The 19558-nt window shown below is 43.5% G+C and carries 1 protein-coding gene; it reads left to right on the top strand.

Annotated features, from left to right (window positions below; translation table 11 throughout):
* Window positions 1–277: 277 nt before the first annotated feature.
* A complete protein-coding gene (locus tag AC51AA_RS15610) occupies window positions 278–19492 on the top strand; it encodes a T9SS type B sorting domain-containing protein (protein WP_500703145.1) in 19215 nt (6404 codons plus the stop codon).
* The last annotated feature ends 66 nt before the right edge of the window (window positions 19493–19558 follow it).

Below are 19558 nucleotides of genomic sequence, written 5' to 3' on the forward strand. Positions count from 1 at the left end.
CTTTTCTAATATACCCCAAACCCAAACTGTCTATGCATAACTTTACTCTTAAAAGTCTTAAGTTCTTTAAGCAAATTTCTTTTAACGTAGTTTTTCTTTTGTTGTCAATTCATTCATTTTTTCAACAAATGTGTGAAAGGGTGGGTGTGGATGGTCCAAGTGTTATATCTACTTCTGTAAATATTTATCGCTAACTGAATCACAGAAACATTTTTTTGAATTGGTTTTCACAAATAAAAACTCCGGTTTTTTTTCAAGTATTTTTATTAATATAGTTATGAATAAAAGAATATTATCTACTTCAAAGTTACTTAAGTATTTACTTGCATTATTATTTTTAGTAATAGGGACGTTACAGTCACATGCTCAAGCAGGAAAGGCTACTACAGGTACAGGCTTGTATAAGGATAGAATTTTTTGGCTTAATTGGGATTTGAATAGTAATGGATCGGGGGGGGATGCCATTGTAAATGGAACAACTAGATCCTTTACTTCACCTTCTGGGGTTATTTATACAGCCACAGTATCTGGTGTGTCCGGATCTCCCCAATCTAGTAGTAGTTACAGTTGGTCAGGAAATAATTTTCCATATGGCTATGGTAATATTGGAGGCGACAATGGCGCAGGCAATATCATAGGTATAAATAATGGAACAGACGGTCGTACAGCGAGTCTTAAATTAACAATTGTTGCGAACTATCCTGGCGGCGGAACAGGAAATGTTGTGGCCTTTGTAATTGCGGGTACAGAATCATTAAATGGTAATGGCGAATATTACCAAATAACCACTCCTACTGGAGTTGTTAAGTATATGGATAAATATATCTATAATGATAATTGGGGAAATACAAAGACACAACTTCAGGTTTCTAATAATGGAAAAATAGTGAAGGTTACGAATTCGGTTTCAGGGGATTCTAAAGGAGATGCGTTGTTGGTAGCGGAAAATGTACCTTCTATTGATGTGGAAGTAAAAGGTGGTGGGGGACAACATTTTGCTATTGGGTTTATCGAAAATGTTGATTATTCTGATGCTCCAGATACCTACGGTAAAGCAGTACATATAGTTACTAGTTCAATTACAGGAGGGACATTAGCAACAGGTGCCAATAAAAATCTATCGTCAAGTACGAATGTAGCTGATATGGATAAGGGTACTTTTGCAGATCCACTAATATTGCTAGGTACTATTGTGGACACTGATACCGGTTACTCTCCAGTTACACCGGGATTTAATCCTGATGGAGACGATCGAACAGATCGGGATGATGAGGATGCTATTGTAGGTGCTATCTCTTGGTCAGATTGTGAGGCTACCATAAAAGTAAAAAACTTGACAGGAAACCTAGCTTATCTAAGTTTATGGATAGATGCTAATAGGAACGGTATTTTTGAAACAAATGAAAAAGCAAGTCGTACAGTGGTGACGGGTACTAATGGAGAGGTGAAATTACCGCTTTCAGCTATTGTAGGTTTAAAGTCAGGTAGCGATTATTATACACGAATACGATTCTCTACAGTAAACAATTTGCTTCCTACAGGATATGCTTCTGACGGTGAAGTAGAAGATCATTGGGTGAATATAAACGCTACAGTTGTAACATCAACACCAACACCTTTAATTATTTGTCAAGGACAAACGGCTTCCTTTGTTGGAGCTAGTGGAGTTGGAAATTCGTGGAGTTGGAAGGGGCCGAATAATTTCTCATCCACTTCACAAAGTCCGTTGATTACTAATGCACAGCCTAGCCATAATGGGATATATACATTAACGGTTACTTATAATACGGGTTGTATTATTTCTACAGATGTGACTCTAACAGTAACACCAACTGTTGCAATTGCTGCATTTAGCCCAACAACTTCTGTTCGTTGTCAAGGAGCAGGAACAGTTACGACAACTACTACGGCTACAAATTCAACAGGAATTACTTATAGTTTGGATGCAACTACTGCTGCCTTTGCAGGTAACAGTATCGATGCAACAACAGGAGCGGTAACTTATTCGGCAGGATGGTCAGGGACTACAACCATCACGGCAAGTGCCGCAGGATGTAATGGACCAAAGACAACTACTCATGTTGTAACAGTAACACCAACTGTTGCAATTGCTGCATTTAGCCCAACAACTTCTGTTCGTTGTCAAGGAGCAGGAACAGTTACGACAACTACTACGGCTACAAATTCAACAGGAATTACTTATAGTTTGGATGCAACTACTGCTGCCTTTGCAGGTAACAGTATCGATGCAACAACAGGAGCGGTAACTTATTCGGCAGGATGGTCAGGGACTACAACCATCACGGCAAGTGCCGCAGGATGTAATGGACCAAAGACAACTACTCATGTTGTAACAGTAACACCAACTGTTGCAATTGCTGCATTTAGCCCAACAACTTCTGTTCGTTGTCAAGGAGCAGGAACAGTTACGATAACTACTACGGCTACAAATTCAACAGCAATTACTTATAGTTTGGATGCAACTACAGCTGCCTTTGCAGGTAACAGTATCGATGCAACAACAGGAGCGGTAACTTATTCGGCAGGATGGTCAGGGACTACAACCATCACGGCAAGTGCCGCAGGATGTAATGGACCAAAGACAACTACTCATGTTGTAACAGTAACACCAACTGTTGCAATTGCTGCATTTAGCCCAACAACTTCTGTTCGTTGTCAAGGAGCAGGAACAGTTACGACAACTACTACGGCTACAAATTCAACAGGAATTACTTATAGTTTGGATGCAACTACTGCTGCCTTTGCTGGTAACAGTATCGAAGCAACAACAGGAGCGGTAACTTATTCGGCAGGATGGTCAGGGACAACAACCATCACGGCAAGTGCTGCAGGATGTAATGGACCAAAGACAACTACTCATGTTGTAACAGTAACACCAACTGTTGCAATTGCTGCATTTAGCCCAACAACTTCTGTTCGTTGTCAAGGAGCAGGAACAGTTACGACAACTACTACGGCTACAAATTCAACAGGAATTACTTATAGTTTGGATGCAACTACTGCTGCCTTTGCAGGTAACAGTATCGATGCAACAACAGGAGCGGTAACTTATTCGGCAGGATGGTCAGGGACAACAACCATCACGGCAAGTGCCGCAGGATGTAATGGACCAAAGACGACTACTCACGTAGTTATGATAAATGCATTTGCAGGAGTGGCTAACAATACAACCACTACTACAGCAATTTGTGAGACAGCGACCAAGACCTTATCGGCTACACCAGCAGGAGGAACTTGGAGTGTTATCACAGGAGGCGGAAACATCGCAGCAGGAGTTTACACCCCAGCTGATGTAACAGCAGATACGGCTGTAACAATTCAATATACAGTTGCTGCTAATGGTAGTTGTGCTGCTACAACTTCAGATGTTACTTTCACAGTAAATGCATTTGCAGGAGTGGCTAACAATACAACCACTACTACAGCAATTTGTGAGACAGCAACCAAGACCTTATCGGCTACACCAGCAGGAGGAACTTGGAGTATTATCACAGGAGGCGGAAACATCGCAGCAGGAGTTTACACCCCAGCTGATGTAACAGCAGATACGGCTGTAACAATTCAATATACAGTTGCTGCTAATGGTAGTTGTGTTGCTACAACTTCAGATGTTACTTTCACAGTAAATGCATTTGCAGGAGTGGCTAACAATACAACCACTACTACAGCAATTTGTGAGACAGCGACCAAGACCTTATCGGCTACACCAGCAGGAGGAACTTGGAGTATTATCACAGGAGGCGGAAACATCGCAGCAGGAGTTTACACCCCAGCTGATGTAACAGCAGATACGGCTGTAACAATTCAATATACAGTTGCTGCTAATGGTAGTTGTGCTGCTACAACTTCAGATGTTACTTTCACAGTAAATGCATTTGCAGGAGTGGCTAACAATACAACCACTACTACAGCAATTTGTGAGACAGCGACCAAGACCTTATCGGCTACACCAGCAGGAGGAACTTGGAGTGTTATCACAGGAGGCGGAAACATCGCAGCAGGAGTTTACACCCCAGCTGATGTAACAGCAGATACGGCTGTAACAATTCAATATACAGTTGCTGCTAATGGTAGTTGTGCTGCTACAACTTCAGATGTTACTTTCACAGTAAATGCATTTGCAGGAGTGGCTAACAATACAACCACTACTACAGCAATTTGTGAGACAGCAACCAAGACCTTATCGGCTACACCAGCAGGAGGAACTTGGAGTATTATCACAGGAGGCGGAAACATCGCAGCAGGAGTTTACACCCCAGCTGATGTAACAGCAGACACGGCTGTAACAATTCAATATACAGTTGCTGCTAATGGTAGTTGTGCTGCTACAACTTCAGATGTTACTTTCACAGTAAATGCATTTGCAGGAGTGGCTAACAATACAACCACTACTACAGCAATTTGTGAGACAGCAACCAAGACCTTATCGGCTACACCAGCAGGAGGAACTTGGAGTATTATCACAGGAGGTGGAAACATCGCAGCAGGAGTTTACACCCCAGCTGATGTAACAGCAGACACGGCTGTAACAATTCAATATACAGTTGCTGCTAATGGTAGTTGTGTTGCTACAACTTCAGATGTTACTTTCACAGTAAATGCATTTGCAGGAGTGGCTAACAATACAACCACTACTACAGCAATTTGTGAGACAGCAACCAAGACCTTATCGGCTACACCAGCAGGAGGAACTTGGAGTATTATCACAGGAGGTGGAAACATCGCAGCAGGAGTTTACACCCCAGCTGATGTAACAGCAGATACGGCTGTAACAATTCAATATACAGTTGCTGCTAATGGTAGTTGTGCTGCTACAACTTCAGATGTTACTTTCACAGTAAATGCATTTGCAGGAGTGGCTAACAATACAACCACTACTACAGCAATTTGTGAGACAGCGACCAAGACCTTATCGGCTACACCAGCAGGAGGAACTTGGAGTGTTATCACAGGAGGCGGAAACATCGCAGCAGGAGTTTACACCCCAGCTGATGTAACAGCAGATACGGCTGTAACAATTCAATATACAGTTGCTGCTAATGGTAGTTGTGCTGCTACAACTTCAGATGTTACTTTCACAGTAAATGCATTTGCAGGAGTGGCTAACAATACAACCACTACTACAGCAATTTGTGAGACAGCGACCAAGACCTTATCGGCTACACCAGCAGGAGGAACTTGGAGTGTTATCACAGGAGGCGGAAACATCGCAGCAGGAGTTTACACCCCAGCTGATGTAACAGCAGATACGGCTGTAACAATTCAATATACAGTTGCTGCTAATGGTAGTTGTGCTGCTACAACTTCAGATGTTACTTTCACAGTAAATGCATTTGCAGGAGTGGCTAACAATACAACCACTACTACAGCAATTTGTGAGACAGCAACCAAGACCTTATCGGCTACACCAGCAGGAGGAACTTGGAGTATTATCACAGGAGGCGGAAACATCGCAGCAGGAGTTTACACCCCAGCTGATGTAACAGCAGACACGGCTGTAACAATTCAATATACAGTTGCTGCTAATGGTAGTTGTGCTGCTACAACTTCAGATGTTACTTTCACAGTAAATGCATTTGCAGGAGTGGCTAACAATACAACCACTACTACAGCAATTTGTGAGACAGCAACCAAGACCTTATCGGCTACACCAGCAGGAGGAACTTGGAGTATTATCACAGGAGGTGGAAACATCGCAGCAGGAGTTTACACCCCAGCTGATGTAACAGCAGACACGGCTGTAACAATTCAATATACAGTTGCTGCTAATGGTAGTTGTGTTGCTACAACTTCAGATGTTACTTTCACAGTAAATGCATTTGCAGGAGTGGCTAACAATACAACCACTACTACAGCAATTTGTGAGACAGCAACCAAGACCTTATCGGCTACACCAGCAGGAGGAACTTGGAGTATTATCACAGGAGGTGGAAACATCGCAGCAGGAGTTTACACCCCAGCTGATGTAACAGCAGATACGGCTGTAACAATTCAATATACAGTTGCTGCTAATGGTAGTTGTGCTGCTACAACTTCAGATGTTACTTTCACAGTAAATGCATTTGCAGGAGTGGCTAACAATACAACCACTACTACAGCAATTTGTGAGACAGCAACCAAGACCTTATCGGCTACACCAGCAGGAGGAACTTGGAGTATTATCACAGGAGGCGGAAACATCGCAGCAGGAGTTTACACCCCAGCTGATGTAACAGCAGATACGGCTGTAACAATTCAATATACAGTTGCTGCTAATGGTAGTTGTGCTGCTACAACTTCAGATGTTACTTTCACAGTAAATGCATTTGCAGGAGTGGCTAACAATACAACCACTACTACAGCAATTTGTGAGACAGCGACCAAGACCTTATCGGCTACACCAGCAGGAGGAACTTGGAGTATTATCACAGGAGGCGGAAACATCGCAGCAGGAGTTTACACCCCAGCTGATGTAACAGCAGACACGGCTGTAACAATTCAATATACAGTTGCTGCTAATGGTAGTTGTGCTGCTACAACTTCAGATGTTACTTTCACAGTAAATGCATTTGCAGGAGTGGCTAACAATACAACCACTACTACAGCAATTTGTGAGACAGCAACCAAGACCTTATCGGCTACACCAGCAGGAGGAACTTGGAGTATTATCACAGGAGGTGGAAACATCGCAGCAGGAGTTTACACCCCAGCTGATGTAACAGCAGACACGGCTGTAACAATTCAATATACAGTTGCTGCTAATGGTAGTTGTGTTGCTACAACTTCAGATGTTACTTTCACAGTAAATGCATTTGCAGGAGTGGCTAACAATACAACCACTACTACAGCAATTTGTGAGACAGCAACCAAGACCTTATCGGCTACACCAGCAGGAGGAACTTGGAGTATTATCACAGGAGGCGGAAACATCGCAGCAGGAGTTTACACCCCAGCTGATGTAACAGCAGATACGGCTGTAACAATTCAATATACAGTTGCTGCTAATGGTAGTTGTGCTGCTACAACTTCAGATGTTACTTTCACAGTAAATGCATTTGCAGGAGTGGCTAACAATACAACCACTACTACAGCAATTTGTGAGACAGCAACCAAGACCTTATCGGCTACACCAGCAGGAGGAACTTGGAGTATTATCACAGGAGGTGGAAACATCGCAGCAGGAGTTTACACCCCAGCTGATGTAACAGCAGACACGGCTGTAACAATTCAATATACAGTTGCTGCTAATGGTAGTTGTGCTGCTACAACTTCAGATGTTACTTTCACAGTAAATGCATTTGCAGGAGTGGCTAACAATACAACCACTACTACAGCAATTTGTGAGACAGCAACCAAGACCTTATCGGCTACACCAGCAGGAGGAACTTGGAGTGTTATCACAGGAGGCGGAAACATCGCAGCAGGAGTTTACACCCCAGCTGATGTAACAGCAGATACGGCTGTAACAATTCAATATACAGTTGCTGCTAATGGTAGTTGTGCTGCTACAACTTCAGATGTTACTTTCACAGTAAATGCATTTGCAGGAGTGGCTAACAATACAACCACTACTACAGCAATTTGTGAGACAGCGACCAAGACCTTATCGGCTACACCAGCAGGAGGAACTTGGAGTGTTATCACAGGAGGCGGAAACATCGCAGCAGGAGTTTACACCCCAGCTGATGTAACAGCAGATACGGCTGTAACAATTCAATATACAGTTGCTGCTAATGGTAGTTGTGCTGCTACAACTTCAGATGTTACTTTCACAGTAAATGCATTTGCAGGAGTGGCTAACAATACAACCACTACTACAGCAATTTGTGAGACAGCAACCAAGACCTTATCGGCTACACCAGCAGGAGGAACTTGGAGTATTATCACAGGAGGCGGAAACATCGCAGCAGGAGTTTACACCCCAGCTGATGTAACAGCAGATACGGCTGTAACAATTCAATATACAGTTGCTGCTAATGGTAGTTGTGCTGCTACAACTTCAGATGTTACTTTCACAGTAAATGCATTTGCAGGAGTGGCTAACAATACAACCACTACTACAGCAATTTGTGAGACAGCGACCAAGACCTTATCGGCTACACCAGCAGGAGGAACTTGGAGTATTATCACAGGAGGCGGAAACATCGCAGCAGGAGTTTACACCCCAGCTGATGTAACAGCAGATACGGCTGTAACAATTCAATATACAGTTGCTGCTAATGGTAGTTGTGCTGCTACAACTTCAGATGTTACTTTCACAGTAAATGCATTTGCAGGAGTGGCTAACAATACAACCACTACTACAGCAATTTGTGAGACAGCGACCAAGACCTTATCGGCTACACCAGCAGGAGGAACTTGGAGTGTTATCACAGGAGGCGGAAACATCGCAGCAGGAGTTTACACCCCAGCTGATGTAACAGCAGATACGGCTGTAACAATTCAATATACAGTTGCTGCTAATGGTAGTTGTGCTGCTACAACTTCAGATGTTACTTTCACAGTAAATGCATTTGCAGGAGTGGCTAACAATACAACCACTACTACAGCAATTTGTGAGACAGCGACCAAGACCTTATCGGCTACACCAGCAGGAGGAACTTGGAGTGTTATCACAGGAGGCGGAAACATCGCAGCAGGAGTTTACACCCCAGCTGATGTAACAGCAGATACGGCTGTAACAATTCAATATACAGTTGCTGCTAATGGTAGTTGTGCTGCTACAACTTCAGATGTTACTTTCACAGTAAATGCATTTGCAGGAGTGGCTAACAATACAACCACTACTACAGCAATTTGTGAGACAGCAACCAAGACCTTATCGGCTACACCAGCAGGAGGAACTTGGAGTATTATCACAGGAGGCGGAAACATCGCAGCAGGAGTTTACACCCCAGCTGATGTAACAGCAGACACGGCTGTAACAATTCAATATACAGTTGCTGCTAATGGTAGTTGTGCTGCTACAACTTCAGATGTTACTTTCACAGTAAATGCATTTGCAGGAGTGGCTAACAATACAACCACTACTACAGCAATTTGTGAGACAGCAACCAAGACCTTATCGGCTACACCAGCAGGAGGAACTTGGAGTATTATCACAGGAGGTGGAAACATCGCAGCAGGAGTTTACACCCCAGCTGATGTAACAGCAGACACGGCTGTAACAATTCAATATACAGTTGCTGCTAATGGTAGTTGTGTTGCTACAACTTCAGATGTTACTTTCACAGTAAATGCATTTGCAGGAGTGGCTAACAATACAACCACTACTACAGCAATTTGTGAGACAGCAACCAAGACCTTATCGGCTACACCAGCAGGAGGAACTTGGAGTATTATCACAGGAGGTGGAAACATCGCAGCAGGAGTTTACACCCCAGCTGATGTAACAGCAGATACGGCTGTAACAATTCAATATACAGTTGCTGCTAATGGTAGTTGTGCTGCTACAACTTCAGATGTTACTTTCACAGTAAATGCATTTGCAGGAGTGGCTAACAATACAACCACTACTACAGCAATTTGTGAGACAGCGACCAAGACCTTATCGGCTACACCAGCAGGAGGAACTTGGAGTGTTATCACAGGAGGCGGAAACATCGCAGCAGGAGTTTACACCCCAGCTGATGTAACAGCAGATACGGCTGTAACAATTCAATATACAGTTGCTGCTAATGGTAGTTGTGCTGCTACAACTTCAGATGTTACTTTCACAGTAAATGCATTTGCAGGAGTGGCTAACAATACAACCACTACTACAGCAATTTGTGAGACAGCGACCAAGACCTTATCGGCTACACCAGCAGGAGGAACTTGGAGTGTTATCACAGGAGGCGGAAACATCGCAGCAGGAGTTTACACCCCAGCTGATGTAACAGCAGATACGGCTGTAACAATTCAATATACAGTTGCTGCTAATGGTAGTTGTGCTGCTACAACTTCAGATGTTACTTTCACAGTAAATGCATTTGCAGGAGTGGCTAACAATACAACCACTACTACAGCAATTTGTGAGACAGCAACCAAGACCTTATCGGCTACACCAGCAGGAGGAACTTGGAGTATTATCACAGGAGGCGGAAACATCGCAGCAGGAGTTTACACCCCAGCTGATGTAACAGCAGACACGGCTGTAACAATTCAATATACAGTTGCTGCTAATGGTAGTTGTGCTGCTACAACTTCAGATGTTACTTTCACAGTAAATGCATTTGCAGGAGTGGCTAACAATACAACCACTACTACAGCAATTTGTGAGACAGCAACCAAGACCTTATCGGCTACACCAGCAGGAGGAACTTGGAGTATTATCACAGGAGGTGGAAACATCGCAGCAGGAGTTTACACCCCAGCTGATGTAACAGCAGACACGGCTGTAACAATTCAATATACAGTTGCTGCTAATGGTAGTTGTGTTGCTACAACTTCAGATGTTACTTTCACAGTAAATGCATTTGCAGGAGTGGCTAACAATACAACCACTACTACAGCAATTTGTGAGACAGCAACCAAGACCTTATCGGCTACACCAGCAGGAGGAACTTGGAGTATTATCACAGGAGGTGGAAACATCGCAGCAGGAGTTTACACCCCAGCTGATGTAACAGCAGATACGGCTGTAACAATTCAATATACAGTTGCTGCTAATGGTAGTTGTGCTGCTACAACTTCAGATGTTACTTTCACAGTAAATGCATTTGCAGGAGTGGCTAACAATACAACCACTACTACAGCAATTTGTGAGACAGCAACCAAGACCTTATCGGCTACACCAGCAGGAGGAACTTGGAGTATTATCACAGGAGGCGGAAACATCGCAGCAGGAGTTTACACCCCAGCTGATGTAACAGCAGATACGGCTGTAACAATTCAATATACAGTTGCTGCTAATGGTAGTTGTGCTGCTACAACTTCAGATGTTACTTTCACAGTAAATGCATTTGCAGGAGTGGCTAACAATACAACCACTACTACAGCAATTTGTGAGACAGCGACCAAGACCTTATCGGCTACACCAGCAGGAGGAACTTGGAGTGTTATCACAGGAGGCGGAAACATCGCAGCAGGAGTTTACACCCCAGCTGATGTAACAGCAGATACGGCTGTAACAATTCAATATACAGTTGCTGCTAATGGTAGTTGTGCTGCTACAACTTCAGATGTTACTTTCACAGTAAATGCATTTGCAGGAGTGGCTAACAATACAACCACTACTACAGCAATTTGTGAGACAGCGACCAAGACCTTATCGGCTACACCAGCAGGAGGAACTTGGAGTGTTATCACAGGAGGCGGAAACATCGCAGCAGGAGTTTACACCCCAGCTGATGTAACAGCAGATACGGCTGTAACAATTCAATATACAGTTGCTGCTAATGGTAGTTGTGCTGCTACAACTTCAGATGTTACTTTCACAGTAAATGCATTTGCAGGAGTGGCTAACAATACAACCACTACTACAGCAATTTGTGAGACAGCGACCAAGACCTTATCGGCTACACCAGCAGGAGGAACTTGGAGTATTATCACAGGAGGCGGAAACATCGCAGCAGGAGTTTACACCCCAGCTGATGTAACAGCAGACACGGCTGTAACAATTCAATATACAGTTGCTGCTAATGGTAGTTGTGCTGCTACAACTTCAGATGTTACTTTCACAGTAAATGCATTTGCAGGAGTGGCTAACAATACAACCACTACTACAGCAATTTGTGAGACAGCAACCAAGACCTTATCGGCTACACCAGCAGGAGGAACTTGGAGTATTATCACAGGAGGTGGAAACATCGCAGCAGGAGTTTACACCCCAGCTGATGTAACAGCAGACACGGCTGTAACAATTCAATATACAGTTGCTGCTAATGGTAGTTGTGCTGCTACAACTTCAGATGTTACTTTCACAGTAAATGCATTTGCAGGAGTGGCTAACAATACAACCACTACTACAGCAATTTGTGAGACAGCAACCAAGACCTTATCGGCTACACCAGCAGGAGGAACTTGGAGTATTATCACAGGAGGTGGAAACATCGCAGCAGGAGTTTACACCCCAGCTGATGTAACAGCAGATACGGCTGTAACAATTCAATATACAGTTGCTGCTAATGGTAGTTGTGCTGCTACAACTTCAGATGTTACTTTCACAGTAAATGCATTTGCAGGAGTGGCTAACAATACAACCACTACTACAGCAATTTGTGAGACAGCAACCAAGACCTTATCGGCTACACCAGCAGGAGGAACTTGGAGTATTATCACAGGAGGTGGAAACATCGCAGCAGGAGTTTACACCCCAGCTGATGTAACAGCAGACACGGCTGTAACAATTCAATATACAGTTGCTGCTAATGGTAGTTGTGCTGCTACAACTTCAGATGTTACTTTCACAGTAAATGCATTTGCAGGAGTGGCTAACAATACAACCACTACTACAGCAATTTGTGAGACAGCAACCAAGACCTTATCGGCTACACCAGCAGGAGGAACTTGGAGTGTTATCACAGGAGGCGGAAACATCGCAGCAGGAGTTTACACCCCAGCTGATGTAACAGCAGATACGGCTGTAACAATTCAATATACAGTTGCTGCTAATGGTAGTTGTGCTGCTACAACTTCAGATGTTACTTTCACAGTAAATGCATTTGCAGGAGTGGCTAACAATACAACCACTACTACAGCAATTTGTGAGACAGCGACCAAGACCTTATCGGCTACACCAGCAGGAGGAACTTGGAGTGTTATCACAGGAGGCGGAAACATCGCAGCAGGAGTTTACACCCCAGCTGATGTAACAGCAGATACGGCTGTAACAATTCAATATACAGTTGCTGCTAATGGTAGTTGTGCTGCTACAACTTCAGATGTTACTTTCACAGTAAATGCATTTGCAGGAGTGGCTAACAATACAACCACTACTACAGCAATTTGTGAGACAGCGACCAAGACCTTATCGGCTACACCAGCAGGAGGAACTTGGAGTGTTATCACAGGAGGCGGAAACATCGCAGCAGGAGTTTACACCCCAGCTGATGTAACAGCAGATACGGCTGTAACAATTCAATATACAGTTGCTGCTAATGGTAGTTGTGCTGCTACAACTTCAGATGTTACTTTCACAGTAAATGCATTTGCAGGAGTGGCTAACAATACAACCACTACTACAGCAATTTGTGAGACAGCGACCAAGACCTTATCGGCTACACCAGCAGGAGGAACTTGGAGTGTTATCACAGGAGGCGGAAACATCGCAGCAGGAGTTTACACCCCAGCTGATGTAACAGCAGATACGGCTGTAACAATTCAATATACAGTTGCTGCTAATGGTAGTTGTGCTGCTACAACTTCAGATGTTACTTTCACAGTAAATGCATTTGCAGGAGTGGCTAACAATACAACCACTACTACAGCAATTTGTGAGACAGCAACCAAGACCTTATCGGCTACACCAGCAGGAGGAACTTGGAGTATTATCACAGGAGGCGGAAACATCGCAGCAGGAGTTTACACCCCAGCTGATGTAACAGCAGACACGGCTGTAACAATTCAATATACAGTTGCTGCTAATGGTAGTTGTGCTGCTACAACTTCAGATGTTACTTTCACAGTAAATGCATTTGCAGGAGTGGCTAACAATACAACCACTACTACAGCAATTTGTGAGACAGCAACCAAGACCTTATCGGCTACACCAGCAGGAGGAACTTGGAGTATTATCACAGGAGGTGGAAACATCGCAGCAGGAGTTTACACCCCAGCTGATGTAACAGCAGACACGGCTGTAACAATTCAATATACAGTTGCTGCTAATGGTAGTTGTGTTGCTACAACTTCAGATGTTACTTTCACAGTAAATGCATTTGCAGGAGTGGCTAACAATACAACCACTACTACAGCAATTTGTGAGACAGCAACCAAGACCTTATCGGCTACACCAGCAGGAGGAACTTGGAGTATTATCACAGGAGGTGGAAACATCGCAGCAGGAGTTTACACCCCAGCTGATGTAACAGCAGATACGGCTGTAACAATTCAATATACAGTTGCTGCTAATGGTAGTTGTGCTGCTACAACTTCAGATGTTACTTTCACAGTAAATGCATTTGCAGGAGTGGCTAACAATACAACCACTACTACAGCAATTTGTGAGACAGCAACCAAGACCTTATCGGCTACACCAGCAGGAGGAACTTGGAGTATTATCACAGGAGGCGGAAACATCGCAGCAGGAGTTTACACCCCAGCTGATGTAACAGCAGATACGGCTGTAACAATTCAATATACAGTTGCTGCTAATGGTAGTTGTGCTGCTACAACTTCAGATGTTACTTTCACAGTAAATGCATTTGCAGGAGTGGCTAACAATACAACCACTACTACAGCAATTTGTGAGACAGCGACCAAGACCTTATCGGCTACACCAGCAGGAGGAACTTGGAGTGTTATCACAGGAGGCGGAAACATCGCAGCAGGAGTTTACACCCCAGCTGATGTAACAGCAGATACGGCTGTAACAATTCAATATACAGTTGCTGCTAATGGTAGTTGTGCTGCTACAACTTCAGATGTTACTTTCACAGTAAATGCATTTGCAGGAGTGGCTAACAATACAACCACTACTACAGCAATTTGTGAGACAGCGACCAAGACCTTATCGGCTACACCAGCAGGAGGAACTTGGAGTGTTATCACAGGAGGCGGAAACATCGCAGCAGGAGTTTACACCCCAGCTGATGTAACAGCAGATACGGCTGTAACAATTCAATATACAGTTGCTGCTAATGGTAGTTGTGCTGCTACAACTTCAGATGTTACTTTCACAGTAAATGCATTTGCAGGAGTGGCTAACAATACAACCACTACTACAGCAATTTGTGAGACAGCGACCAAGACCTTATCGGCTACACCAGCAGGAGGAACTTGGAGTATTATCACAGGAGGCGGAAACATCGCAGCAGGAGTTTACACCCCAGCTGATGTAACAGCAGACACGGCTGTAACAATTCAATATACAGTTGCTGCTAATGGTAGTTGTGCTGCTACAACTTCAGATGTTACTTTCACAGTAAATGCATTTGCAGGAGTGGCTAACAATACAACCACTACTACAGCAATTTGTGAGACAGCAACCAAGACCTTATCGGCTACACCAGCAGGAGGAACTTGGAGTATTATCACAGGAGGTGGAAACATCGCAGCAGGAGTTTACACCCCAGCTGATGTAACAGCAGACACGGCTGTAACAATTCAATATACAGTTGCTGCTAATGGTAGTTGTGTTGCTACAACTTCAGATGTTACTTTCACAGTAAATGCATTTGCAGGAGTGGCTAACAATACAACCACTACTACAGCAATTTGTGAGACAGCAACCAAGACCTTATCGGCTACACCAGCAGGAGGAACTTGGAGTATTATCACAGGAGGTGGAAACATCGCAGCAGGAGTTTACACCCCAGCTGATGTAACAGCAGATACGGCTGTAACAATTCAATATACAGTTGCTGCTAATGGTAGTTGTGCTGCTACAACTTCAGATGTTACTTTCACAGTAAATGCATTTGCAGGAGTGGCTAACAATACAACCACTACTACAGCAATTTGTGAGACAGCAACCAAGACCTTATCGGCTACACCAGCAGGAGGAACTTGGAGTATTATCACAGGAGGTGGAAACATCGCAGCAGGAGTTTACACCCCAGCTGATGTAACAGCAGACACGGCTGTAACAATTCAATATACAGTTGCTGCTAATGGTAGTTGTGCTGCTACAACTTCAGATGTTACTTTCACAGTAAATGCATTTGCAGGAGTGGCTAACAATACAACCACTACTACAGCAATTTGTGAGACAGCAACCAAGACCTTATCGGCTACACCAGCAGGAGGAACTTGGAGTGTTATCACAGGAGGCGGAAACATCGCAGCAGGAGTTTACACCCCAGCTGATGTAACAGCAGATACGGCTGTAACAATTCAATATACAGTTGCTGCTAATGGTAGTTGTGCTGCTACAACTTCAGATGTTACTTTCACAGTAAATGCATTTGCAGGAGTGGCTAACAATACAACCACTACTACAGCAATTTGTGAGACAGCGACCAAGACCTTATCGGCTACACCAGCAGGAGGAACTTGGAGTGTTATCACAGGAGGCGGAAACATCGCAGCAGGAGTTTACACCCCAGCTGATGTAACAGCAGATACGGCTGTAACAATTCAATATACAGTTGCTGCTAATGGTAGTTGTGCTGCTACAACTTCAGATGTTACTTTCACAGTAAATGCATTTGCAGGAGTGGCTAACAATACAACCACTACTACAGCAATTTGTGAGACAGCGACCAAGACCTTATCGGCTACACCAGCAGGAGGAACTTGGAGTGTTATCACAGGAGGCGGAAACATCGCAGCAGGAGTTTACACCCCAGCTGATGTAACAGCAGATACGGCTGTAACAATTCAATATACAGTTGCTGCTAATGGTAGTTGTGCTGCTACAACTTCAGATGTTACTTTCACAGTAAATGCATTTGCAGGAGTGGCTAACAATACAACCACTACTACAGCAATTTGTGAGACAGCGACCAAGACCTTATCGGCTACACCAGCAGGAGGAACTTGGAGTATTATCACAGGAGGCGGAAACATCGCAGCAGGAGTTTACACCCCAGCTGATGTAACAGCAGATACGGCTGTAACAATTCAATATACAGTTGCTGCTAATGGTAGTTGTGCTGCTACAACTTCAGATGTTACTTTCACAGTAAATGCATTTGCAGGAGTGGCTAACAATACAACCACTACTACAGCAATTTGTGAGACAGCGACCAAGACCTTATCGGCTACACCAGCAGGAGGAACTTGGAGTGTTATCACAGGAGGCGGAAACATCGCAGCAGGAGTTTACACCCCAGCTGATGTAACAGCAGATACGGCTGTAACAATTCAATATACAGTTGCTGCTAATGGTAGTTGTGCTGCTACAACTTCAGATGTTACTTTCACAGTAAATGCATTTGCAGGAGTGGCTAACAATACAACCACTACTACAGCAATTTGTGAGACAGCGACCAAGACCTTATCGGCTACACCAGCAGGAGGAACTTGGAGTGTTATCACAGGAGGCGGAAACATCGCAGCAGGAGTTTACACCCCAGCTGATGTAACAGCAGATACGGCTGTAACAATTCAATATACAGTTGCTGCTAATGGTAGTTGTGCTGCTACAACTTCAGATGTTACTTTCACAGTAAATGCATTTGCAGGAGTGGCTAACAATACAACCACTACTACAGCAATTTGTGAGACAGCAACCAAGACCTTATCGGCTACACCAGCAGGAGGAACTTGGAGTATTATCACAGGAGGCGGAAACATCGCAGCAGGAGTTTACACCCCAGCTGATGTAACAGCAGACACGGCTGTAACAATTCAATATACAGTTGCTGCTAATGGTAGTTGTGCTGCTACAACTTCAGATGTTACTTTCACAGTAAATGCATTTGCAGGAGTGGCTAACAATACAACCACTACTACAGCAATTTGTGAGACAGCAACCAAGACCTTATCGGCTACACCAGCAGGAGGAACTTGGAGTATTATCACAGGAGGTGGAAACATCGCAGCAGGAGTTTACACCCCAGCTGATGTAACAGCAGATACGGCTGTAACAATTCAATATACAGTTGCTGCTAATGGTAGTTGTGCTGCTACAACTTCAGATGTTACTTTCACAGTAAATGCATTTGCAGGAGTGGCTAACAATACAACCACTACTACAGCAATTTGTGAGACAGCGACCAAGACCTTATCGGCTACACCAGCAGGAGGAACTTGGAGTGTTATCACAGGAGGCGGAAACATCGCAGCAGGAGTTTACACCCCAGCTGATGTAACAGCAGATACGGCTGTAACAATTCAATATACAGTTGCTGCTAATGGTAGTTGTGCTGCTACAACTTCAGATGTTACTTTCACAGTAAATGCTACACAAGTAGCACCAATTGTAGCATCACTAGCACAACCAATATGTTCAATTCCGACAGGAAGCGTAGTGTTGAGTGGCTTACCATCAGGTAACTGGATAATTAATCCAGGTAATATTACAGGAAATACCCCTAGCAAAACAATCACAGGATTGTTGCCAGGTACAACTTATAATTTTACGGTAACTACTGCGACAGGTTGTACTTCAGCTTCAGTAGTTGTTACAATATCGAATGTTTTATGTGCTGTAGCGGAAACTACTCCATCAATCAATGGAAATACTGGAGGTAAAACGCAATCATTACTATCGAATGATACCTTAAACGGAAATTCAGTGGTTATTGGAACAAATTCAGGTCAGGTGAAATTGACAGGGATAACAGTGCCAACAGGATTGACATTAAATACTGACGGGACAATAACAGTAGCGCCAAATACACCAGAAGGAAATCATAGTGTAACCTACCGTATTTGTGAGGTAAGCAATCCATCAAATTGTAGTGAAGTTACTTCAATTATTGTGGTTGGAAAATCTTCATTGAATCTTGTAGAAGATGATTTTGCTATGGTAGCAATTAACGGTATTACCGGAGGTACCACAGAAACAGTTTTGGGGAATGATACACTAAATGGAATTCCTGTCAAAAGCTCAGATGTTGATCTACAAGTACTAGGTGTAACGGCAAAAGGGTTTACTCTAAATGCAAATGGAACCATAACAGTGGCACCAAAAACTAAAGGTGGAAAGTATACTTTGATCTATCAAATTTGCGAGAGATTAAATGGATCGAATTGTAGTACAGCTAAGGTTACTGTTTTTGTTGAAACACCGTCTATTGCAATTATTAAGACTGCAGTAGCTAATGATGAAAACGGAAACGGTAATGCTAATGCCGGTGAAACGATCAGTTATAAATTCAAAGTGAGCAATACTGGAAATGTGCCTTTGTATAATGTTACGATTACGGATCCATTGACAGGTATTGTGATGTCCGGAAGTCCAATTAATCTAAATGTATATGAGTTCGACGAAGTTAGTTTTACCGCAGAATATGTTATTACACAAGGCGATATTAATAATGGAAGCGTGAGTAATCAAGCTACCGCTTATGGAACGACACAGAGTGGAATAACTGTATCGGATAAGTCAGATGACTTAAGTAATACAGGTGATAATCCAACAGTCTTAGCATTGGAAGGTTGTAAAATAACAATATTCAATGCAGTCTCTCCAAATGGAGATCGTAAGAACGAGCGATTCTATATACAAGGATTAGAATGTTATCCAAACAATACCGTTGAGATATTCAATCGTTGGGGAGTTCTGGTTTTCGAGCGCGAGCATTACAACAACGAAGACCGTGCTTTTAGAGGAATGTCAGAAGGTCGCGCAACAGTAAAATCAGGGGATAAGTTGCCAGTAGGAACGTATTATTATGTTGTGAAATACAAAGACAGCGCATCCCAGCCACACCAGGAAGCAGGATATTTATATATCAATTAAAATAGTAGTTAAAACAAATTGAAACGGCTTAGTCCTAGAAAGCTAAGCCATTCTAAAAAGAAAAAT

The organism is Flavobacterium sp. OHVDL-2026-0007, from assembly GCF_059882335.1.

What these genes read in the sequence shown, in the direction of transcription:
- AC51AA_RS15610 (WP_500703145.1), top strand. Translation starts at nt 278, where the DNA reads ATGAATAAAAGAATATTATCTACTTCAAAGTTACTTAAGTATTTACTT.